General features: G+C 28.8%; 16 protein-coding genes. 2 read left to right on the top strand and 14 right to left on the bottom strand.

Annotated features, from left to right (window positions below):
• Positions 1-25 precede the first annotated feature (25 nt).
• Complete coding sequence (locus tag AC2TY9_RS06735) at positions 26-268, top strand: hypothetical protein (protein ID WP_489780177.1); 243 nt, start codon at positions 26-28, stop codon at positions 266-268.
• A 29-nt stretch (positions 269-297) separates the two neighbouring features.
• On the opposite strand, the gene AC2TY9_RS06730 is transcribed toward AC2TY9_RS06735, so the two are convergent.
• From AC2TY9_RS06730 to nrfH, 6 genes are all read right to left on the bottom strand, one after another.
• Positions 298-2,958, bottom strand: a complete 2,661-nt coding sequence (locus AC2TY9_RS06730; protein WP_489780176.1) for an MlaD family protein — start codon at positions 2,956-2,958, stop codon at positions 298-300.
• Positions 2,951-3,532: a paraquat-inducible protein A gene (locus AC2TY9_RS06725; RefSeq protein ID WP_489780175.1), complete on the bottom strand. Its 582-nt coding sequence runs from the start codon at positions 3,530-3,532 to the stop codon at positions 2,951-2,953. The genes AC2TY9_RS06730 and AC2TY9_RS06725 overlap by 8 nt, the downstream gene beginning before the upstream one ends.
• Positions 3,532-4,104, bottom strand: coding sequence for a paraquat-inducible protein A (locus AC2TY9_RS06720; RefSeq protein ID WP_489780174.1), 573 nt, complete (start codon positions 4,102-4,104; stop codon positions 3,532-3,534). The genes AC2TY9_RS06725 and AC2TY9_RS06720 overlap by 1 nt, the downstream gene beginning before the upstream one ends.
• Before the next feature lie 57 nt (positions 4,105-4,161).
• Positions 4,162-7,302 (bottom strand): cytochrome c biogenesis protein, encoded by a 3,141-nt coding sequence (locus AC2TY9_RS06715; protein ID WP_489780173.1) that lies wholly within the window; start codon positions 7,300-7,302, stop codon positions 4,162-4,164.
• Positions 7,303-7,451: 149 nt separating this feature from the next.
• Positions 7,452-8,942, bottom strand: coding sequence for an ammonia-forming cytochrome c nitrite reductase (gene nrfA, locus AC2TY9_RS06710; RefSeq protein WP_489780172.1), 1,491 nt, complete (start codon positions 8,940-8,942; stop codon positions 7,452-7,454).
• Positions 8,943-8,956: 14 nt separating this feature from the next.
• A complete protein-coding gene (nrfH, locus tag AC2TY9_RS06705; protein ID WP_489780171.1) occupies positions 8,957-9,493 on the bottom strand; it encodes a cytochrome c nitrite reductase small subunit in 537 nt (178 codons plus the stop codon).
• A 391-nt stretch (positions 9,494-9,884) separates the two neighbouring features.
• Between nrfH and AC2TY9_RS06700 the strand changes: the two genes are divergently transcribed.
• Entirely contained in the window at positions 9,885-10,589 is a 705-nt protein-coding gene (locus AC2TY9_RS06700) for a GW dipeptide domain-containing protein (protein ID WP_489780170.1), read from the top strand.
• 26 nt (positions 10,590-10,615) lie between these two features.
• On the opposite strand, the gene AC2TY9_RS06695 is transcribed toward AC2TY9_RS06700, so the two are convergent.
• From AC2TY9_RS06695 to rpoB, 8 genes are all read right to left on the bottom strand, one after another.
• Positions 10,616-12,073, bottom strand: a complete 1,458-nt coding sequence (locus tag AC2TY9_RS06695) for a sensor domain-containing diguanylate cyclase (RefSeq protein ID WP_489780169.1) — start codon at positions 12,071-12,073, stop codon at positions 10,616-10,618.
• A 116-nt stretch (positions 12,074-12,189) separates the two neighbouring features.
• Positions 12,190-13,362, bottom strand: a complete 1,173-nt coding sequence (locus AC2TY9_RS06690; RefSeq protein WP_489780168.1) for an NnrS family protein — start codon at positions 13,360-13,362, stop codon at positions 12,190-12,192.
• Between the two features lie 169 nt (positions 13,363-13,531).
• Positions 13,532-14,311, bottom strand: a complete 780-nt coding sequence (locus tag AC2TY9_RS06685) for an enoyl-CoA hydratase-related protein (RefSeq protein ID WP_489780167.1) — start codon at positions 14,309-14,311, stop codon at positions 13,532-13,534.
• An 84-nt stretch (positions 14,312-14,395) separates the two neighbouring features.
• Positions 14,396-15,676 (bottom strand): dimethylsulfoniopropionate lyase DddY, encoded by a 1,281-nt coding sequence (gene dddY, locus AC2TY9_RS06680; RefSeq protein ID WP_489780166.1) that lies wholly within the window; start codon positions 15,674-15,676, stop codon positions 14,396-14,398.
• A 286-nt stretch (positions 15,677-15,962) separates the two neighbouring features.
• The gene (locus AC2TY9_RS06675; protein WP_489780165.1) at positions 15,963-16,250 is read right to left on the bottom strand and encodes a YciI family protein; all 288 of its coding nucleotides are present in this window, start codon (positions 16,248-16,250) and stop codon (positions 15,963-15,965) included.
• 93 nt (positions 16,251-16,343) lie between these two features.
• Complete coding sequence (locus AC2TY9_RS06670; RefSeq protein WP_489780164.1) at positions 16,344-16,727, bottom strand: hypothetical protein; 384 nt, start codon at positions 16,725-16,727, stop codon at positions 16,344-16,346.
• A 29-nt stretch (positions 16,728-16,756) separates the two neighbouring features.
• Entirely contained in the window at positions 16,757-21,289 is a 4,533-nt protein-coding gene (gene rpoC, locus AC2TY9_RS06665) for a DNA-directed RNA polymerase subunit beta' (RefSeq protein WP_489780163.1), read from the bottom strand.
• Positions 21,282-25,427: a DNA-directed RNA polymerase subunit beta gene (rpoB, locus tag AC2TY9_RS06660; RefSeq protein WP_489780162.1), complete on the bottom strand. Its 4,146-nt coding sequence runs from the start codon at positions 25,425-25,427 to the stop codon at positions 21,282-21,284. The genes rpoC and rpoB overlap by 8 nt, the downstream gene beginning before the upstream one ends.
• Between the last annotated feature and the right edge of the window lie 2 nt (positions 25,428-25,429).

Here is a 25,429-nt window from a genome sequence, read left to right as displayed (position 1 = left end):
TATTACATCCAAAGAAAGGATTAATATGTATAAAATAGTTTTAGCAATAACTTTTATAATAGTTAGCTCTTTTGCAAGTGATAATTTACATAAGAAAAACATTCAAAAACAAATGGAAAAAGAAAAAAAATATAAAGAGGAACAAAAGTTTTATCAAGGGAAAAACTATGATTTGGATAGTTTTAAAATTGATGAGAACTCTTTAGGAAATATCCCTGATCAACCAAACTACAATGATGATTTTGATATGGATAATACCTATGACTAAAAGTAGAAAACTAAGTTTTCTACTTCTTTTTAATCAAAGATTTTTATACTAGGATTGATATTTTCCCATCCCTCTTTTAATCCTTTTTCTAAGGTAAAGCTATCTTTTGGACTTGCAACTTCATTATAATCATATGGTGTAACTACTATTAGACCACCTTTTATCAAAGAGGTAAAAGTATTTGTCTCAATTTCTGTTCCACTAAAAAGTGAAAATTTCATTTTAAAACCACTTATATCATGAAAAGTTGAGTTAGTTCTAACGAAGTGTTTATATTTATCATAAATCAAACAATAAATATATGTTTTTGAACCATCAAAACTAAGTTTTATTTTATTAACTTTCCCTATTTGAACATTTTTATAATAGATTGGTGCTTCTTTATTTATTTTTGTTGGTTCAATTGAGACAACAGTTAAAACCTCGCCACTTTCATTTGCATAAATATCCTCTAATGAGTCAACACCAGCAAATCGATTATCTGTTATTTTACTAGAGCTTGTTACAACACCAATATTTACAGGCATGATAGTTGAACCTATGTTTTGAATCTCATTTAATGAGATTTTAGGCTTCTTAAGATAAAAAATTGTTCCATTTTTTGCAAATTTCTCATAATCTTTAGAAATCTGGATTTTTACTAAGACTTTATTTTTGTTTGTTAAAGATATATTTGTAACTTTTCCAACCTCTACGCCTTTGTAAAGTAGTTTAGAAAACTGTGTTTTTAAGCCTTCAACATCATCAAAAGTTACATTTAAAGTATTTACAGAATTAATCATATCATCATAAGAAGCATAAATTTGATACCTTGGAAGCTTTTGTTTCGAAGTGTTATCAAGGTTGATAGAACCATGTAATATTGAGCTTAGATTATCAAGTTCAAAAACAACACCCCCTAAAGAGGCATCAAATTTTATTGGAGCTTTTTTGTAAAATCTACTATTTTTATTTAGATATTTTTTATACTTGTTATAAATAAATATTTTTACTTTTGATTCTTTTTCACCAAAATCAATACTTTTAATATATCCAATCTCATGGTTCTTGTAATTTATTGTTTGTTTATCTTTTAACTCAAAACTATTATCAAAATAAACATTAGCAACAAAACCTTTTGTTTTTAGTTTTTTTAATTCATCAAGCTCTTTATATGTTTCAAAAAGTTTAAAAGTTTTTCTTTTTGATTTAAAATCTCCTATATTTACAAGGGAAATACCACCATTTAAAAATGGTTTTACACCTGAATAGTTGACATTAAAATCAAAGTTTTTTAACTCAATTAATCTTGAACTCATATCATAAAACATAGTTTTATCATTTACCAAAGATTTATATTTTGACTTTATTAAAACAGATATTTTTACTTTTTTAAAATCATCACTTAAGGTATAATCTAAAACTTCTCCTATAGGAATATTTTTGTAATAAATCTTACTATCTTTTGTAATTGAATTTAACCTATTACTATTTAATGTAATGATTAAATCATTATCTTCTTTTATAGTTTTTTTATTTTGAATTTCAAAAAAATATTTTGCTTTTCCTTTTTTATAATCTACGGATATATAATTTCCACTAACTACTGTATTTAGATTTTTTACACCATCAATTCCCACTTCTACACTATTTAAATAAAATCTTGAATTTTCTGAAAGTAAATAGTCATAATTTTTATATACAAAAGCTTTTGCAATAACACTGTTATCATTTAAGTGGAACTCTTTTATTTTTCCAACTTCAATCCCTTTATACATGATTGAAGTTCTTTTTCCTATTCCATTTGCAGTATCAAACTTCAAGTTTAAAAAGGTTTTTTCTTCAAGTTCTTCTTTATTTTCATATAAAATATAAGACTCATCCTCTTTCATTTTATTAGCATCTTTTTCTAATGTTAAAACATTTATTCCACCAATTAAAGCAGAATAAAAAGAACTAACTTCTAGTTTCACTCCACCTGGACCAAAATTAACATCTAAAGCTTTATTCATATAAAACTTTGAACTACTATTTACAAGATGATTGTATCTATCATAAATATAAGCTTTTAAATATACTTGCTCATCTTTAAATACCTTTGAAACAATTTCACCAATTTGAAATTTATTATAAAAAATAGGTGTTTCAACTTCTACAAAATCAGCCCTATTTGATAAAATTGAGACATAATATCCATTTCCATTTGTTTCTAAACTAGGTTTAGTATCAAGACCCTCAAAATGATATTTAGCCTTTACATTCTCATACTTTTTCAAGTCATTGTATTTTGGAAGAACTTCAATTTTATTACCACTTAACAAAGTCCCTAATCCAGAAACCTTTGTTAAAGAGATAGTAGGTTTTTTAATCCAAAAACTTGACCCCTCTGTTGCAATAAAATCTGCAACATCACTATTTACAAGAATATTTACTTTGACACTATTTAAATCATTAATATGTATTTTGGTTACTTTCCCTAATTGAAGCCCTTTATACTCTAAAGGTGTAACTCCTTCTTTTAGACCTTCTGCACTTTTAAAAGTAACAGTGATATTGGTACCTTTTTTAGTATAACTTTCATATGCAATCCACCCTAATATACTTAAAATTATCAATGGCAAAATCCAAATAAAAGAAAGAGTTTTTTTCTGTTTTTCTTTAGGTTTGTAAACTACAGTTTCTATATTATCTTCAAATTTTTCACTACTCATCCCAAATAATCCTTGTGTCAAATTTATTTGCTGCAATCATTGTTAATATCACCACCAATGCAAAAGATGTTGCAGCTATTCCACCTTTTATATTAAATATTTCATTTATTTGTACAGTTGAAGCTAATAAAGCAACAACATAAATATCTATCATAGACCACTTTCCAATTAATTCTATAAAATGAAACATTTTTAACTTTGTTTTATTTTTAAAAGGGGTTTCAATCCATAAAGATATAAAAATAAACATCAGTCCTAAAAGCTTAGTTAATGGAATTATTACACTTGCAGTTAAAATTACAATTGCAATAAAATAATCCCCATGATTTAAAAAAGCGATTACCCCTTCAAAAATAGTACTACTCTCATTTAAACCAAATCTTGTAACTTCCATCATAGGATAAAGCATTGCTGGAATAAAAAGTAATAAAGCACTTATAACTAAGGCAAGGGATATTTGTAATGAATCTTTAACCCTTTTTGTAACTGTGTGTTCACATCTATCACATTTAAATGGAGTATAGTTATCTCTTTTATATACTTTATGACAGTTTCTACAAGATATTAAAACCATTATTTAAATACACTTTTTACTTCAAATTTTTTGTTTGACATATAAAATAAAAATAGATAAAAAAGCATAATATAAAATCCTATATCAAATCTTGTGCTTGAAACCATACCAGCAAGTTTTATATATGTAACTATGATACTTACTACAAAAACCTCAACAAAACCCCAAGCTTTAAAGAAATGAAATCCATTATATAAACTTTTATTGGAAAATATTTTAAACTTTTGATTTTCTTGAATAAAAGCAAAGATTATAACAAGTGAATTGAATATTGGTGCTATTATAACTGTAAAAAAACCCAATATTGAGACAAAAATAAAACCTTCATCAAAAAGAGTTTGAAAAGTATTAAAAAGTGTTGTTTTTAAAATGTTTCCATTAATAGAAAGACTCATCAAAGGATAAATATTTAGAAGTATTAAAAGAAGTAAAGATGATAAGGCATAATACAAAGAATCTTTTGAATGGGTATTAAATAGTTTTATTTTACTAGAGCATCTAGGGCAAATTGCCCTTTTAGTTTCAACTTTGATAAATAGACCACAGTTTTTACATTCTATAATTTCATTCATAATTTATATTTTTTTATAAATTATATCTTTTTTTTCTTCAATATTAATTTTTTAAACTTATACTAACTTTCTATTTCTAAAAGATATTGCTATTAGTGCTAAAACTACTATTATCGTAACAGGTACAAATGTTGGAATTGGTACTGGGTCACCTGCAGCATATGAATGTAGTCCAGATAGATAATAATTAACTCCAAAATATGTCATAACAATAGAAGCATAAGCAATCAAAGAAAGAGCAGAGAAAAGATAATTTGAGGCTAATCCTTTGATATATTGTAAGTGTAAAATCACTGCATAAATCATAATTGAAACTAAAGTCCATGTTTCTTTTGGATCCCAACCCCAATATCTTCCCCAAGATTCATTTGCCCAAATTCCACCAAGAAAGTTTCCTATTACAAGTAAAACTATACCTATAATCATTGACATCTCATTTATTCTTCTAGCTTCTTTAATTGATACTTTCAAAGATTCTTGTTTTAAATCATCTTTGTTTTTATCTAAAAAGATATATAAAACTAAAGTTAAAAAACCTAAAAGTGCACATAAAGCCAAAAAGCCATAACTTGCAGTTATCACACTAACATGAATTGTTAACCAATAAGATTTTAAAACTGGTGTTAATGTTGTAATTTGTGGTTCAAGCCATGAAAGATGTGCCACAAAAAGAGTAATACCACTTAAAAGTGAAGTTGTTGCCAAAGCAAGAACTGATTGCTTGGAAAAGATTATTCCAGAAAAAACAATAGCCCAAGCAATATAAATCATAGATTCATATCCATTTGACCATGGAGCGTGTCCTGAAACATACCATCTTAAAGCTAAGCCAAAAGTATGAACTAAAAATAAAACAGCAAATAAAGATAAAAAGATTTTTGAAGTTTTTTCTAATTTTACCATTGGTTTAAATATTTTATAAAATACTAAGGCCAATAAAACAAGTCCTAAAATCAAATAAGCTGGTGTTAAATTCTTAAAAATATTGTATTTATTAAACATCAACTCAGCATCTATTTTAAAGCCACTTGGCATAACGTTTTTACCATATTTATTTTGATAGTCTATAATTTCTAATAAGGCATAATCAGCTTTTTCCCAAGTATCTTTATTTTCATTTGCATCTTTTAAAGCGATGAAATAATTATCCATTAGATTTGCAATAACTTTTGCTTCTTTTTTTTGTAAAGCACCAACGCCATCATTTATAACAGAAATTGCTAATGTTGGGTCTAACCATTTATTGTTTTTGTCTTCTACCTTTGGAAATAGTTTCAAAAATGCCCCTGTAAAAAGATTATAAATGATATTTAATCTTTCATCTACTTTGATAAGTTCTTTATCAAATTTTGTTCTTTGTGATGGTTTTTTTTGATTTGCTATTTCTAAATCATCTTCAAATTTATAGGTACCAAATTGATTATAAACATTATCAAAACTAAAGTACTTATCACTTGGGTTTATTCCCAATACTTTTTTTAACTCTTTATTTTTAACTTTTATTATCGGAAGTTTTTGCCAAGATCTAGGGTTTATTATCATACTTATAAAAAGTTGATTTGCATTTAATCCATATAAAGACTCTTTTCTAATAACCTTATTCATAATCTCAATTGCTAAAGAGTTTATTGGTTTAATTCTTCCTTGATAATCTTGAATTAAAACTTTCCCTAATCTGTTCGCATGGTTTATATCAATATTTTTTATAATCTTTAAATCAGCTGTATTTTCCTGTGCTTTTAAATCTGAACTAAATAAAAATAAAATACTCAAAACTATAGCTGTAGAGATATTTTTAAGTTCATATTTTTTATTTGCTAATTTTCTAAACCGACCATTTTTCATAAATAAACTTAAGAATAATCCTGTAAATAATAAGGCATATCCAATATAAGTAGGAATCACACCGGGGTCATTATTAACTGAAAGAATAGTCGCACTTTCATTCATAGTGTATGAACTTTGAAAAAATTTATACCCTTTGTAATATAAAGTATTATTCATAGAGATTGTTTGTTCAAAGCTTATATCCTCTTTTGTATCATAAACTTTCACATCACTAGAATAAGCTGAAGGAGAGTTAGAACCAGGGTATCTTTCAAGTTTGAAATTGCTTAAATATATTGAAAAAGGAAGTTCTAAAATTTTTGCACCCCATGAAAGTTTTAAAATTTTCCCATCATTAAGTTTTATAGTTTTTGTATAACCTTCATTTGAACCACCCTTTCCAAAAAGTGCCACATCTTGAACTTTACCTTTATTGTTAAGTTCAACTATAACTGCATTTAAAAGTTTTTCTTTTTTTACTAACTCTTTTTTTATACTTACTACCTCAACTTTCCCTGAAGCAGAAAAATCAGGAGTTGCAAATCTTGTTTGGGCAACTGTATAAATTACATCATCTCTTAAAGGCAATGCTTCATTTGCTTTAATTCTTCCTCTTCTTGTTCCATCCATATACTCAAACGAAAGAGCAATATTAGATTTAATATATATTTTTTTATCTTTTGTTATAAAATAAATTTTTGATTTATTCTCATCTTTTATCTCTTTATTTAAAGAAAAATTTGCAAATTTTGATTCATGAATTTTTTCATTTTGTAAATCAATACTTTTTGCTCCAGCCATATTTGTAATAATTAGATTTACTAAAGGTTTCCCATCTTTTACAGTTATAATTTTTTCAGCTGCATTAGGAACAAATCTTTTAAAGCTTAGATTGATATCTTCATTTATATCAAAATCAAAATCTGTTTGAGATAGTTGTGTCATTAGAACTTTTTGATCTTTTTTTAAAAGTTCTTTATTATCTTTATTAAAAATTGTTGCTTGAATATATTCATCATTTGAAAGCATTTTATTTTGTATAGTTGATTCAGGAATTGTCATAATTGCTTCAAAACCCACATATCTTGTTAAGGTACTTCCTATGAGTAAAAAAGCAAAAGAGATATGAATAAAAAATATAAAAAACTTTTTGATTTTATACATTTTAAACCATATAATATTTAATATAGAACCAATAGTTAAAACTACCATAATTAGTTCAAACCATGTTTGATTATATACAAATGATCTAGCTGCTAATGTACCATAATCGTTTTCAACAAAAGTTCCAACAGCACATGCAAATGCAAATAAAAGCATAAATACAGTTATAACTTCCATAGAAAAAAGATTTTTCAATAGTGTTTTCAATTTTTTTCCTAAATAATATCTAAAATTAATATTCTTAATAAATAACACCTAAAATATCAATAGGAGGAGAATGATTAGGTGTTATTTATTAAAAATAGTAGAAGAGAGGGATGAAATCCCCTCTTCTAAAACAGTAAGTTTTGGAAGGATTAATCGTAAGATGTTTTATCTTCAATACCTTTTGTTGATTCAGGATTATAAATGCCTTTTTCTTGAGCTTCTTTTTTCCACTCGATTAAAAGACCATTTTTGAATTTCTTTTTATCTTCAACTAATTTGTCGAACGGTAATCCAATAATCTCTTGAGCTTTCTCTTTAGAATCAATTGTTGGTGCTACATAATCTGCTGCTCCATGTTTAGCTAAAATTTTAGCTAATTTAATTCTTGCATTTCCTGCTTTTTCTAATGCAGTAGCTAGAACTCTTAATGTCTCTTCTGGTGCGTGGAAGAATGCTGGGTGTGATGCAACAGCGTAATCCCATCTCCATTGAGCATGTCTAATATCTTTTAATACAGGAGCCATTTCAGCCTCAGTTGCTCCGACTTCCCAAGCTTTTCCAGCTTCTAAGTGCGCAGCAGCAATTTGTGCCATTGATTTTTTATGTAACTCAGTCTTTCTTTCTTTTTTCTCTGCAATTGTTGCAAGCAAAGATTTTTCAGAAGTTCTATGACAAGTCATACAAGTATTTTCCATATTTTCTAATGGATTTCCTATATTATGGTCTGTATATTTAACTCCACCTTCTCTTTTATAAGGCATATGACAGTCTGCACAAGAAACATTGTTTTTACCATGTGCACCTGTTAAATACATCTCATATCCAGGGTGTTGAGTTTTTAACATTGGAGTTTTAGAAATTTTATGTGTCCAATCTTTAAAGTTAATGTTATCATAATATCTTTCCATATCATCAACAGTTGTACCTTCAGCCCAAGGAAGAGTTACAACTTTAGCAAAACCACCTTTTCCATTATCAGTTTTTTTGAAATAGTATTCAACGTGACATTGAGCACATACCATTGTTCTCATCTCTTGGTGAGTTGCATCAGCTAATGAAGTTAAACCAGCAGCTTTTAAACCATCATCTAGATATTTTCTGTTAACTTGCAGTTCCATAGTTTTAGGGTTATGACAATCCACACAACCAATAGGATTAATAATGTCAGAACCATATTTTGCCCATTTACCAGTAAAGTACTCTAAATCACCTTGCTCATTCATAATTCTTGGAACATCTGGAGATTTACAAGTCCAACATGCAGTTGGCATAGGACCAGTTTTTGAATCAACAGGAGCACCTGTTCTTAATGTATTTCTATTATCTTCGATTGCATAGAAGTGCCCTCTTGGAGCATTATAATCTTTTGCAAACCCATAACCAGCCCATAATACTGCCAATTCTGGATACTCTTTTAACATATCATCTATGTCATCGCTTTCTTTTGTTTTTTTCCATGAGTCATATTGTCTTGGATAAAACTTTTTAAACTCTTCATTTTTTGTTTGCCATCTGTCAACTTGTGGTACAGAGTTTATGATTTTTTGTTCCTCTTTCTTTTCATTAATAGATGCAATTAATGCTGTTAAACAACCAATTGCTATTAATGAAGCAGCAAGTAACACTTTAAACTTCTTCATCTTCCTTCCCCTTCTTATTTCATTCTTTCTTTAACACCAATACTATATGGAGTTGATGTTAAACTACGTACTTTGCCATGAGGTGTGAACTTATGACAATCCCAACACTTTCGATCACTATTTAAACTATACTCATCACCACTATGGTAATTTCTTGCATTAGCTCCCATTTGAGATGTTAAATCTCCATGACATCTAATACAATTTGCTTGTACTCTACTTGCACCATCTTCACTTATGTCAATATTATTTTCATAAGTGTTCATCGTAAATGCTACCGAGTGATTCCATCCGTCAATTGCTTTTGCTTTATACTTAGCAACAACATCACCAACAGGCAAGTGACAATCAACACAGCTTGCAACATTTTTGTGTGAACTTTTAGACCACGTTGCATATGCTGAATTCATCGTGTGACAATTAATACATGCCTTTGGATCACTAGACAGATATGACAACATTTTAGATGCATATACCGTATAACCAAATAAACCAACAGCGATAAGAAAACTTAAAATAGAACCGTAAACAACAATTTTGTTTCTTTCCATTCTTAATCCTTTTAACTGCATTGAAAGTATAAGAATTTTTTAAAGAAGTTTCCTTGACCTAAATCAAGAATGAATAATTATTTATACTATAAACAGGCACTTTTTGATGTAAATTATTTTTTACCTAAACCTATATAATTTATAATAATCTTTTTTTAAGTTCATATTCTTTAATATAAATGCCTTTTTATAGAGTTTTAAAACAATTAAATATAAGTACAATTTATATTTAGATTTAAAGTATTATTTATGATTTAATTTTTTATAATTTTTATAAATAAATTTTTGATTAAAATTTTGAATCTAAATTTTCTTTTTCTTAACCTAAATCAATTTTTATTTAATTTTATATTGTTATTATTATGAATAATTATTCACATAAAGGTAAATCATGTTTAAAAAATTGACTTTAGGATGTTTATCAATCCTTTTATCAGCAAATTTAGCATATGCAGTAAATGAACCCCATGAGGTAAAAGTTTTAGAGAGCATAAATAGTGGCGCTTATACTTACTTAAAAGTAGAAGAGAAAGGCGAACAATATTGGGCTGCAATTATGAAAACACCAATAAAAGTTGGTAGTTCAATCACTATAAAAGAGCAAGTTTGGATGAAAAACTTTAAAAGCAAAACATTAGATAAAACTTTTGATAAGATTTTATTTGCAATGTATCCTAAAAAAGCCATTTCAGGAGTTGACAATATTCACTCTATTCATGGAGATATGATTAATAAAAAACAAAAACAAGCAATGAAACCAAATCCAAAATTTAATGAAAAAGTTGTTGTGGCTAAAGGTTCTGCTATAAAAACAAATATCTCTGAGATTTTTTCCAATAAAGACAAATTTAAAAACAAAAATGTAGAGATTCAAGGTGAGGTTTTACAAGTCTCAAATAAAGTTATGGGTAATACTTGGGTTAAAATTTATGATGGTAAAGAAGCTGTTATTTTTAGATCACCTAATGAAGATGAAAAAATTGTAGTTGGAAACAAAGTAAAAGTTGTTGGTACAATTAATACAAATGTAGATTATGGTTTTGGTTATGCCTATGAGGTTATTGGAGTAAATGGTAAATTTGAAGTGATTAACTAAAAAGTAGTAGAAATTTCTACTGCTTTTTATACATTTCTTATAACTTTATTTCTTCCTGTTCTTTTTGCGGTATATAGTAAATCATCTGCATTTTGAAGAATTTCATCGATATATTCTTCTTTATTTTTATTTGAACTAATTCCAATAGAGATTGTAAATTTTACCTCAATATTATTTATTTTCATTATATTTTCATCACATTTTTTTCTAATTTTTTCAGCTAAACTAAAAACATATTCTTCATCTTTATCAAATAAAGATATACAAAACTCTTCTCCCCCTATTCTTCCAAAAACTGCATCTATATCAATTATTGATAAGATAGTTAAACAAAACTCTTGTAAAACACTATCTCCTATAGAATGACCGTAGTTATCATTTATCTTTTTAGAATAATCAATGTCAATTAACAATACAAAGTAATTTTTATTTTCTTCATTTGCTTTAGATAAAAGTTCTTTACTCTTTTCAAAAAAAGATCTTCTATTTTTGATATTAGTTAGTGAATCCATTGTTGATAACTTATATAATTCTTTATTTTTTTCCTCAACTAGTCTAATACTATTATTAAGATTTTCAGTTCTTTTTTGAACCTGAAGTTCAAGTTCTTCATTATAGTTTTGTAAACTTTTTTGCTTTTTATAAGATGAATATATAAATAAAAACAAAAGTATCGTAATAATAAAATTATAATAATAAGTTACTCGTAAACCATCATCTAATACCTCAGCAGTGTTTACAGTTTCTAAATTAAATAAAAATCTATCTTTTGAGAAAAAGCCAATATTGCTATAGATTTTATTATCTTCAAAATATGAATGTGATTTTATACTTTTAACATATTTATTCTCAATACTATGAACATAATTTTTTTCTGGTTTTATCAAGCTTAATTTAGTTTGCTCAAAAACATTAGATATATTTTTAATATATTCTTCATCAATAATCTTTAATGAATATATAAATCCATTTGAATCACCTAGTTCATCACTCTTTTTTATCTCAAGTTTAACAAGAAAAAACAACTTTTTATCTATAGACTCAATTGAATAAAAGTTATCAACACCTTTTAATAAATCAGTTATCTTTAACATAAAGTTATTCTTATCTAAAATATTTATATTCTTAGTATATTTATCAAAAATAATATTACTTGATTTATCAGTATAAAAAATCATATCAATATTTAAGTCAGATAAAGTAGCTGTACCTTCTCTAAAATTTTCGTAAATATAAGAAGAGTTTTTATTTTCAATAAAATTATAAGTATCATCCCACTTACTATAATCATCTATAGTATTTTTTAGATTCGTTATTTCTATATTAAGTTTAGATAAAATTGTATTTATATTGACATTATTTTTTTTAGTTTCTAGATTTTTATAGTTTGGAATAATCATCCCATACGATATAAGCCATAGGATAATTATGAAGAAAATAAATATCAGTGAAAAATTTAATTTACTAATTTTTAACCCATTCATCATAGTACCTTTTGATAAAATAATTATACTCATGAATAGTACTAAAATAGTATTATTTTCTAATTTTAGTCTTTTACCTTATCAAAGAATTTTGCACATTTATTAATTGTTCCTTTTTATGATTTAATTCTGATCAATATTTTTGCATATCTTGTACTCCAGATTATAAACATAAATATCCAAAGCCAAGAGCTTAGATGTAAAAACCCCATATAAAATGTAGAATCATTTAAAAATAAGACAGAAGCAAGAACTCTTGCAACAACAACTACTTGAGTTAATACAAACACAAATTTTGTAATTTTATCTGCAACAATTTTTTGAGCTGGAACGGCATGTCCCATTACTACCCTACTTCCAAATCCTATAAGCAATGTTACTACAAATCCTAATGCAAAAATATGAAGTGCTAATTTTAAAGAATAAATTTCTAATAAAGATTCAATAAATAATGCTACAAAACCAATAATAAGCCAAAAAAATGATACTACTAATATGGAAATAATAGCTGGCGATTTTTTATAAATATTTAGATTCATCACAATATATGTAAAAAACACTGTAGATATAAAAGATGTGATTTTTAATAAAAATAAAAACTCAAACTGCAAAGAGATACCTAATGCTAGAAATAGACCTACAGAAATCTCCCTTATATAAGCTGGTTTATCCCAAGACATTGTTTGCATATATGAGCTATAAAATGCTGGAATCATTCTTTGTGCAACTAAAAACACCAAACTAACTAGATAGGCAAAAAATATTAATAAAGATAAGTTAATTTGAAAAACAACTTCTAAGATTAAAAAAACAGCTCCAAATAAAAAGACTAGATTTAAATATATTCTATCCTTTTTAAATGAAACACGACCTTGTTTTATATTATCATAGAATACTTTCACAAAATAAAACATAATAAAAGATACTAGAATCTTACCTATGTTTGTAAAACCTAATAAAGACAAAATAATTCCTATTTGAAAAACAAACCATGTATTTAAATAAATCTTCTTATCAATTGATTTAGAGCCATTAAATTTTGGCATTACTGTTATTAAAAAACCTAAAAAAGCATTTGTAAATACTGCATAGTTTAATCCAAAGCCATGTATTAATGAAAAATCTAAAGAGACTTTCCCTAAAAATGATATAAATGTTAAAAGCATAATAACTAATGCGAAAAATATTGCAGATGTAAAATATAATTGATGAGATTGAGAGGTAAACCTATCCCACCATTTTTCTTCTATTTTTGGTGTAAAACCATTTGGGTTTGTTGAAAATTGCATTTTAATTCCTTAAATGAAAAACATTAGTAGGATAATAACAGTATTGATAATGTTTATCATTGATACAAATCAAGATGATATACATAAGGCTTTGATTACAGTCAATAATTTTTTTAGATTTTTAGATGAGAATAAAAGACCAAAGTTAAAAAACTGTGGTCTTTTTATATTATTTATTTATAAAAGTAGCTTTTCTCTTTTCAATAAAAGCATTCATTCCTTCAGTTTTATCTTCTAAAGAAAAAGTTGAATAAAAAGACTTTCTTTCATTTTTAAGTCCTACTTGTAAACTAGCTTCATAAGCATTATCTACTGATTCTTTTATTAGTTTTACAACTGGTTGGCTCATAGATGCAATCTTTAAGGCAATTTCAATTGCATCATCTATTGCTTCTCCTTTAGCACTAACTTTTGCAACAAGTCCATAGTTTCTTGCTTCATTTGCATCTATTGCATCTCCTGTTAAGCACATCAACATAGCTTTTGATTTTCCTACAGCTCTTGTTAATCTTTGAGTTCCTCCAATTCCTGGCATAGTACCTATTGTAATTTCAGGTTGTCCAAACTTTGCACTTGTATCACAAATGGTAATATCACATAAAAGAGCCAATTCGCAACCTCCACCAAGGGCAACTCCAGAAACTGCTGCAATTATTGGTTTTTTATGGTTTTCTAAATTATGCCACTCTTTAGTTATGAAATCATTGTTATAAGCGCTTGCAAAATCTAAGCTTGATAACTCTTTTATATCTGCTCCAGCTGCAAATATATTGTCTCCACCGGTTAAGACAATTGCACCAATATTTTTATCTTCTTCAAATTTTTTAATTGCATCTGAAAGTTCATTTATCAAAGCAGATGATAATGCATTATAAGCTTTAGGTCTATTTAGAGTAATTAAGCCAACAATATTCTTTCTCTTTTCAACTATAATGTATTTGTATTCCATCTCTTCACCCCTTAAGTTTTTTAATTAGTATGAACTAATAGATTATTAATCCATACTAATATATTATATTGAAACTTATTTTATTTACCATTTAGTATGAGTTAAATCACACTGTATCATTTCACCTCTATGAGCTGGAGTTCCTGGTTTTTCAGCAGATTCACATAGTAGTGTTGTACCATAGTCATTTCTTTTATCATGTGCATTACTTCTTGCCCATACTGAAACTATAGCTCTTTCTTCTGGTTTTGCTTCACAATCTCCATCTACTTCAAAAGCATGTATAGTATTTTGATGGAAATACATTAGTGGGTCTTTATCGTAGCTTCCTTCTGCCCACATCTCATGTTCATGTTCTTGTCCTGCATCAAACTGAACTCTTCTCATTTTATCATCAACTTTTACAGTTTTTAATAGCTTTGAATCCTCTTTTATAGCAAAACTTTTAAACTGTTTTGTACAAGCTGGAACTCTCATATTATAATATATTTCAGAGATTGCATGATTATGATAAGGGTATAGTGTGTCTACTGATTGTACTGTCATACCAACCTCTGCCCCTACTTTTTGTCCATTTATCTCATCTATTCTTAAAAGACCCCAATGTCCAAAAATCTCAGCATATGCATATCCTCCACGGATATTAAAAAAGTTCTTGTCATTTCTTTTACTCTCTTGTGCATACATTGGGAACCAACCTGCTGCTGCCCATAGGTTTGGTAATGCATTTGCACTTATATCATAAGGGAAAGCTGAGGGCATTTTAACTTCATCGCCTGTAAGCATTTTATAAAAATTTTGAGTAAAGCTTTTTCCTAGTTTTTGTACCTCTTTATTTGTAACTTTTTCTTTGAAAAACTCTTTAAATGTAGTACGATTAAGCCATTTTGCAACAGGTGAAGATTTTTCCATCTCTTTACTTGGACTATATATCCAGTTAACATCTTCCCTTGCACTAAAACAAGCTTTTGCTCTATCTGGATTGTTTACCACTTGATAAATGTTTTTTACCATTAGTTTCATATCTCTTCTATCCATAATACACATTTTTCTATTTCCATTTGTTGTGTCAATTACAGCTTCATCTGAATTTAAACATTCACTATTTTCAGGTGAAGTTAACGCTACGGCATAAGCATTTAAATATTGAAGTGTTTCATCCCATAAAATATCTATGTATTTTTGATCTTCTTTAGAATAATCATTTTTTGTAGGTAAACATTTAAACTCTGCATTTACAATGTCATTTTTATCCAGAAAATTTGGAAGTTCACTTGCATGTGAATTAACCATTAATGACAAGCCTAGTATCAAAGATGATACACCTTTTACATAAGCATTTTTTGACTTTTCTTCTTTTTTCATAATTTCCCCTTAAAATTTTATTAAGAGTAGTCTAACTCATTTACATTAGAAAAACAAGAACTTACAAAAAAGATAGGTACTAACTAAAAAGATACTTTTGAGTGAGATTAATACTAGGATATCCTATAAACATGAATTTTACAATGGAACTTTCGCTTTTTTTAATTGTTAGGAAATTAGCTCTTAAACTTGTAACTGAAATGATTAGATGATATATTCTATTTCGTTTTTTCTTGATAGGAGGGGAGAGATAAAGATTAAATAAGCCTTTTTGAGGCTTATTTAATTAGTTTTTTGGAAGTAATTTAACAGGAACGATTTGGAAATCTTCCATATTCCAAACACCATTAGTTACATATGGTTCACTCTCTAACCACTCATTGATTTCATCATCATCTTCAAAATCAACAAAAAGTGTAGAACCAACCATTTTATCTTCTTCTATAAGAGCTCCCGCATCTATAATCTTACCTTCAGCCATAAGTTTTTTTGCCCCTTCTACGTGAGCATCTCTAACTTCAAGTCTTTTTTCTAAAGCACCTTCATTGTCATACGCGATTACTAAATATTGCATTGGCAACTCCTATATAATTTGTTGAATGAAGTATAACATAGTAATTTAAAAAGAAAAGGATAGATAAGATTTTTCAAAAGAAAATATTAAAACTTAGAAATAACTAACTGCAAAAAAAAATGTGATTGGGTATATTAAAGCGTTCATATATCTAAAGATAAAATTCATTTGTATATTTGGCATAATCTCTTGTAAATCAATACCCTGAGACATCTTAGTTAAAAGATTTAATTTAAATGCAATATCTAAAAATTTTAATCCAACTATACTTAACATTAAAAAGCCATTATTTTGTAAAAAGATTACTAAAAAAATAGAATAGATAAAACTTGGATTTAATAAGAAAAAGTAGATTATTCCCTTTTGATAAATAGAATAATTGTTATGTAAAACCCCATGAAGAGTATCAGATTTTTGCCAATTTGACTCAAAGAGCTCTAAGGCTATAAAGATTAAAAATAAAGATAAAAAATCCATAGTTTAACATTAGGGCGAACCCTAATGTTTTACTCCTCTTCAGGATCTTGAAATTTAACTTTTTTGTTTTTGTAAAGACCTGTTCCAACTGGAATTGTTCTACCAATTACAACATTTTCTTTTAAGTCTTCTAACATATCCATTTTAGCTGAAATTGCTGCTTCAGTTAATACTTTAGTAGTTTCCTGGAAAGATGCTGCAGAGATGATAGAGTCAGATGTAACAGCTGCTCTTGTAATACCAAGTAATAATGGTTCAGCAATCGCTGGTTTACCACCTAATTTGATAATTCTTTCATTCTCATGCATAAATCTTTTCTTAGAAACCATATCACCAATGATAAACTTAGTATCTCCACCATTTAGAATAGATACTTGTCTTAACATTTGAGATGTAATTACCTCAATGTGTTTATCCGCAATATTAACCCCTTGAGATCTATATACTTGTTGTACTTCAGATACAATAAAGTAATGAAGTGCTTTTTCACCTAAAATTCTTAGAATATCGTGAGGTGATACCATACCATCAGTAATTGCTTCACCAGCGTGAACAAACTCACCTTCATGAACTAAGATTTGTTTAGACTTTTCAACTAAGTACTCAGATTTATTTGCATTTTCATCAGTAACAATAACTCTTTGTTTATTTCTAAGAGGTTTACCAAATGAAACCATACCATCAAAAGATGCAAGTACAGCAATATTTTTTGGTCTTCTTGCTTCAAATAACTCAGATACTCTTGGAAGACCTCCAGTAATATCTTTTGATTTTTGAGTTGCTTTAGGAGTTTTTGCTAAAACATCTGCAACTTCCACATTTTGACCTTCAGCAACAAATAATGAAGCTTTTGGATCTAAAGAGTATCTTAATAGCTCGTCAGATTCAGTTGCAACAATAATTGTAGGTTTATGTCCTGCTGGGATATATTCATTTACAACCAGTTTAGAAGTTCCTGTTAACTCATCATATTGCTCAGATACAGTTACACCTGGAATAATATCTTCAAATGCTACCTTACCTTTTTGCTCTGCAATACTTGGGTTTGAATAAGGATCCCATTCAGCAATTACTACTTGCTCATCACTTGATGGTTTTGCAATAACTGAATCTTTTTCAACAAGAGTATTATCATTAAATTCTACAACAGTACCTCTTGAGATATAGTGTCTTAATGCTTCTCTTTCATCATTATCAACGATAACAGCAAAAAGTCCTTTCTCTTCAACTCTTTCACCAGCTTTAATATCATCTCTTCTTTCTAAATAATCACCATGAAGTTTATAATACTTAACAGATCCTTTAGCTCCAGAAATAATAGTTGATGTAATAGGTGCACCATCTTGAACTTTCAATTCAGATGCAAATGGGATTCTGTTTGGAACATTCCATCCATCTTTAATCATCTCAACGATAGATTCATTCTCATCAACTTCGATACCATCTGTATGAGGTAAGTATAATTTACCTTCAATCTTACCAGATACACCAGCAAGTTCATTTGGTTTAGCAACGTCATTCTTTCTTAGGTAATATTTTTTCTCATCTTTACCATTTGTAATTGTTAAAATTGTTTCTTCGTGAATTGTTTCAACAGTTACATTACCTTTGAATGGTGCATTAATTTTTGGTTCAACTAATAAAATACCAGCATTTCTTCTGTTTGCAACGATATTTTTACCATTTTTATCAGTATATGTTTTGATGTTATAGTATCTAATGAAACCTTCTTTATCAGCTCTTAACTCTCTTTCTGTTTGAGTTGCAGATGCAGTTCCCCCAACGTGGAAAGTTCTAAGTGTAAGCTGTGTTCCTGGCTCACCAATAGATTGTGCTGCAACAACCCCAACAGCTTCACCTGGAGTAGCTTTTCTTTGCTCACCAAGGTTTAGACCATAACATTTTGAACATAAACCATGCTCAACTTTACAAGTTAATGGAGTTCTAATTACAACTGATTTAACTTCAGCATCTTTTACAACTTTTGCATCTTCTTCAGTAATTAATGTCCCTTCTGTAAATAAAATCTCATTTGAGATAGGGTCAATAATATCTTCAGCAATTACTCTACCTGTAATTCTTTCTTCTAAGCTCTCAATTAGTTCATTACCTGAAGAAATATCAGAAATCTCAATACCTTCGTGAGTACCACAATCTTCAACTGTAATTCTTACATTTTGAGAAACGTCAATAAGCTTTCTTGTTAAGTAACCAGCATTTGCTGTTTTTAAAGCTGTATCCGCAAGACCTTTTCTAGCACCGTGAGTAGAAATAAAGTACTCAAGTACATTTAGACCTTCTCTAAAGTTTGAAATAATTGGAGTTTCAATAATAGAACCATCTGGTTTAGCCATAAGACCCCTCATACCTGAAAGCTGTCTAATCTGAGCAGCAGAACCTCTAGCCCCAGAATCGGCCATCATAAAAATAGAGTTAAATCCATTTTTATCAGTTTTAACTAAATCCATCATTTCTGTTCCAAGTGTATTATTAACCTCAGTCCAGATATCAATAATTTTATTGTATCTTTCTTGCTCAGTTAATAAACCTTGAGAGAATTGCTTTTGAACTTCAATAACTTCTTTTTTAGAAGAGGCAATATGTCCAGCTTTTGTTTCAGGAACTCTAATATCATCAATAGATACAGAAATACCTGCATCTGTTGCATATCTAAAACCTAAGTTTTTAAGATTATCTAAGAATCTTGGAGTTACTTCATATCCACCATGTTTGTAGATATAATCAACTAATGCCCCAATATCTTTTTTCTTTAAAATTTTATTCCATAATTCAATAGGTACAAAAGATGGTAAAATCTCTTTAATAATTAATCTACCAACTGTTGTATGAACTATTTTCTCATCAACTTTAGTTCTAATTTTTGCATGTAAGTCAACTTGCTTCATTTCTAAAGCAATTTGTGCTTCATTTACATCTGCAAATAATTTATGTTCACCTTTTACACCCTCTTTTTCTAATGATAGATAATAAATACCTAAAATCATATCCTGAGAAGGAACTGCAATAGCTCTACCAGATGCTGGTAAAAGAATATTCATAGATGACATCATAAGAATTTTTGCTTCTGCAATAGCTTCTTGTGATAAAGGCACGTGAACTGCCATTTGGTCACCATCAAAGTCGGCATTAAATGCAGCACAAACTAATGGGTGTAACTGAATAGCTTTTCCATCAATTAGTGTTGGGTGGAACGCTTGAATCGAAAGTTTATGAAGAGTTGGTGCTCTATTCAGTAATACTGGATATTCATCAACAATCTCATTTAAACATTCCCAAACTTCATTTGTTTGTGATTCAATTAATCTTTTTGCAGATTTTAAAGTTGTTGCGTAACCTTTTTCCTCTAATTTAGCCATCAAGTGTGGTTTAAATAACTCTAATGCCATTTTCTTAGGAATACCACATTGATCCATTCTTAAAGATGGTCCAACAACAATTACAGATCTACCTGAGAAGTCAACCCTTTTACCAAGTAAGTTTTGTCTAAATCGACCTTGCTTACCTTTAATAATTTCAGATAATGACTTAAGTGGTCTTTTATTTGCACCCTTAACTGCATTTGCAGTTTTACCATTGTCAAATAAAGCATCAACAGCTTCTTGAAGCATTCTTTTTTCATTTCTAATAATGATTTCAGGAGCATCAAGTTCTGTTAATCTTTTAAGTCTGTTATTTCTGTTAATAACTCTTCTATAAAGGTCATTAACATCTGAAACTGCAAATTTTCCACCATCAAGTGATACAAGTGGTCTTAAATCTGGTGGAAGAACTGGAAGTTGAGTTAACATCATCCATTCTGGTCTATTTCCAGAATTAATAAAGTTTTCAACAACTTTTAATCTTTTTACAATAGTTTTTCTTTTTGCTTCAGATTTAGTTCCTTTCATCTCGTTTTTTAACATACCAAGAAGTTCAATTAAGTCTAAAGTTTCTAAAAGATCTCTAACTACATCACCACCCATGTTTGCTTCAAAACCAGTGTGATCAAATAGATCAGAGATAGTTCTATATTGTTCTTCATTTAAAATATCAAATTTATTAACTTTTTTAGTTTTTTCATTATCATAAAAAGCTTCACCTGGATCATTTACAATATATGCTTCGTAATATAATACTCTTTCTAAATCTTTTAATTTAACACCAAGTAAAGTACCAATTCTAGTTGGTAATGAAGATACCATCCAAATGTGTGCAACAGGAGATACTAAATCAATATGTCCCATTCTGTGTCTTCTAACTTTTGAAGAAGTTACTTCAACACCACATTTTTCACATACAACACCTTTGTATCTCATTTTTTTGTATTTACCGCAAAGACATTCATAGTCTTTTACAGGTCCAAAAATTTTAGCACAAAATAAACCATCTCTTTCAGGTTTCAATGTTCTATAGTTAATAGTTTCTGGTTTTTTAACTTCACCACATGACCATGATAATATCTTTTCAGGACTTGCAAGTCTTAACTGAAATGCAGCAAAATCTTGTGGTCTTTCTAATTCTTTTATTTCAATTGGTTCTAATACTTTTTCAGTTTTACTCATTATCTTCTACCTCTTCGAAAATCTCTACATCTAACCCTAAAGCTTTTAGCTCTTTAGTTAATACGAAGAATGTTTCTGGAACACCAGATCTTGGAACATTTTCACCATTTGCAATTGCTCTATATGCTCTTGTTCTACCTTCAACGTCATCTGATTTAGTAGTAAGCATCTCTTTAAGAACATTTGTTGCACCATAAGCTTCAAGTGCCCAAACCTCCATCTCACCAAATCTTTGTCCACCAAATAGTGCTTTACCACCAACTGGCTGTTGAGTAACTAATGAATATGGACCTGTAGATCTTGCGTGAACTTTTTCATCAACTAAGTGGTGAAGTTTAAGCATATACATATAACCTACATTTACCCTTTCCTTCATCTTATCACCAGTTTTACCATCATGTAATGTTAACTTACCATCTGTATCGATTTTAGCTAATTCAAATAGTTTTACAAACTCATCTTCTTTAACACCATCAAATACTTGAGTTGCAAATCTAACACCTTTAGACCAATCCTGACCATATTTAATTAACTCTTCATCAGATAAAGAATCCATAAATTCTTTTCCATTCATAAGCTTAGCAACAGAAGCGATTTCTGTCATTTTTTCTCTTAGTTCAGATACAAACTCATCTCTTTTTGCTTCAAAGATATCTTGGATTTGAGCTCCAAGTCTTTTACCAACCAATCCTAAGTGAACTTCTAGGATCTGACCAATATTCATCCTTGAAGGTACCCCAAGTGGGTTAAGAATAACATCAACAGTTGTACCATCTTCTAAATATGGCATATCTACTTTAGGAACAATGTTAGAAACGATACCTTTGTTACCGTGACGTCCAGCCATTTTATCCCCAACTTTGATCTTTCTTTTTGTTGCGATATAAACTTTAACTTGTTTAATTACACCACTTGGCAAAATATCATCATGTTCTAAAACAGTAAGTTTCTCTTCATGTTCTTCTCTTAACGTAGATTTTTGTTTAATAAAGTGTTCTTTAATCTCGTTATATTTTTTTTCTATTTCTTTACTAAATGAAGCAACAACTTTTTTCATAGCAAATCTATTTACACCTGCTAGTGCATCAAAAGGAATATTATCACCTTTTTTATAAGTTGTTCCATCAACTTCAACATCTTTATCTAATGGTGATTTTGATAATAGGTCATTGATTTTTAAAATCTCTTCTCTATCAAGCATTAAAAGTTTATCATGATGTTTTACATCAAGTTCATTTTTCTCTGCTTCAATCTCTGCAACTGCTCTTTCGTCTTTTTCATATCCTTTTTTAGTGAATACTTTAACATCAACAACAGTACCTTCCATAGAAGTTGGACAATATAAAGATTTGTTAATTACGTGACCTGCTTTTTCACCAAAGATTGCTCTTAAAAGTCTTTCTTCAGGAGTTGGTTTAATCTCACCTTTTGGTGTAACTTTACCAACCATAATCATTCCAGGTTTAACAAATGTACCAACTTTAATGATACCTGAGTTATCTAAGTGAGTAATAGATTCTTCTTTTACACCTGGTAAATCTCTAGTAATCTCTTCATTACCATGTTTAAGCTCTCTACACTCTACTTCTTTTTCATAGATATGAACAGATGTAAATGCATCTTCTTCAATTAATCTTTCAGAAAGAACAATAGCATCCTCATAGTTATAACCATTCCAAGGCATAAATGCAACCATTGCATTAACACCAACAGCAAGCTCACCATTATCCATAGATGGACCATCAGCGATTACTTGACCTTTTGAAACGACATCACCATCTTTTACTGCAGTTCTTTGACCAAAAGATGTGTTATTATTTGTTCTAACATTTTTATTTACTTCATAATGGTCAATAAATGCACCATTTTCATCTTCACCAGAAATATAAATATTTTTAGCATCTGCTTTTTCAATTACACCTGCTCTTCTTGCTTTAATAGCTTCCCATGCATCTCTAGCAACAGTTTTTTCTAAACCAGTTCCTACAACAGGTGCATTTGGTCTTAATAATGGAACAGCTTGTCTCATCATATTCGATCCCATAAGTGCTCTGTTGGCATCATCGTGCTCTAAGAATGGAATTAATGATGCAGCAACACCCATAACCATTTGTGAAGAGATATCAATTAATTTTACTTTTGATCTTTCAACTAGTAAGATTTCTCCATCTTGTCTAGCTTCAATCAATGATTCAACAATTTTACCATTTTCATCAACTTTAGTAGAACCAGGAGCAATAATCATACCCTCTTCTTGTGTAGCTGTAAAATATGAAATTTCATCAGTCACAACACCATCAACAACTTTTTTATATGGAGCTTCAATGAAACCTAAGTTATTAACTTTTGAGAAAGTTGATAAAGTATTGATAAGACCAATATTTTGACCCTCTGGAGTTTCAACTGGACAAATTCTACCATAATGTGTTGGGTGAACGTCTCTTACTTCAAATCCAGCTCTTTCTTTAACAAGACCACCTTCACCAAGTGCAGAAAGTCTTCTTTTATGAGTAACTTCAGATAATGGGTTAGTTTGATCCATAAACTGAGATAATTGACCAGATGTAAAGAATTCAGTAATTGTTGAAGTAATCATTTTAGAGTTAACTAAATCGTGTGGCATAATATCTTCTAAAGTACCAGATAAAGTAGTCATTTTATCTCTAATAGCTTTTTGCATTTTAATTAAACCAGAGTGTAACTCATTTGCTAATAATTCACCAATAGCTCTAATTCTTCTGTTACCTAAGTGATCTCTATCATCAATATGACCATGTCCTGCTTTTACTTTTACAAGATATTGAACTGTTTTAATAATATCTTCATAAGTTAATACAGTTACATATTCAGGAACACTTACACCTAATTTGTGGTTCATTTTCATTCTACCAACTTTTGTTAAGTCATATCTTTCTGGATCAAAGAATAATTTCTTAACAAATTCTTTAGCAGCTTCTTTTGTTACAGGTTCACCTGGTCTCATTACTTTATAAATTCTAATTGCTGATAAATCATTTTCATCATCAATTTGTTCTGTTTGCTTAAGTAATTTTAAAGACTCAGCATCTGCTTTAAATGCATTAATAATAGAATCATCAACACCCGTTGCTAAGTCATTAGCAATATCAAAATTTTCAAATCCTAAATCAAGTAGTTTTTTTAATTTTAATTCATCAAGTGCAGTTAATGCATCATATAATACTTCACCAGATTCTGGATCAAAGATAGTATTAGCTGTACATCTATCCATTAATAAATCAACTGGATATTCAACTAATTTAAGACCGCCTTCTTGTAAAGCTTTTGCTTTTCTTTCAGTAAGTCTTTTACCTGCTGCAATGATTAAGTTACCTTTATCATCTTTAATATCAAATTCAACTCTTCCTGTAAAATCACTAGGATTAAATTCAGTTAAGAATTTATTATTTTTAATTTTTATATTTAAAATTGGATAGAATAATTTAATAATATCTTCTTTAGAGTAACCTAATGCTCTAAAAAGAATAGTTACAGGAACTTTTCTTCTTTTGTTAATTCTTACATATAATACATCTTTTGCATCATATTCAAAATATAACCATGAACCTCTATCAGGGATAATTTGACCTGTGTAGATTAGTTTATTTCCAGCTGTGTTTGATTCTTCTTCTTTGAAAATTACACCTGGAGATCTATGTAATTGATTAACAACAACTCTTTCAACACCATTTACGATAAACGATGTTCTATCAGTCATTAAAGGAATTTCTCTGATGAATAAAGATTGTTCTTTCATATCTTTAACACCGATTTTTTCACCAGTTTTTTCGTCTAAATCCCATAAAGTAAGTCTAATATTAATTTTTAAAGGGATTGAATATGTAAGACCTCTAACCATAGATTCTCTTACATCATATTTTGGCTTTCCTACTTCACTTCCGATATACTCTAAAGTGATTCTATTTTGTGCATCATGAATTGGGAAAACAGACTTAAATACCTTTTCGATTCCTGCTTCTGTTCTTTCATCTTTTCCAATCATTAGGAAATTTTCGTAAGAATTTTGTTGCAGTTGTAGTAAATTTGGAATTTCGATTTGTTGAGGATTTTTTGCAAAATCAACTCTAAGTCTATTACCAGATTTTAAAGAGTTTAGCATTG

Source organism: Arcobacter sp. ISO1 (assembly GCF_058105185.1).
This window is presented reverse-complemented; position numbering and strand designations above follow the sequence as displayed.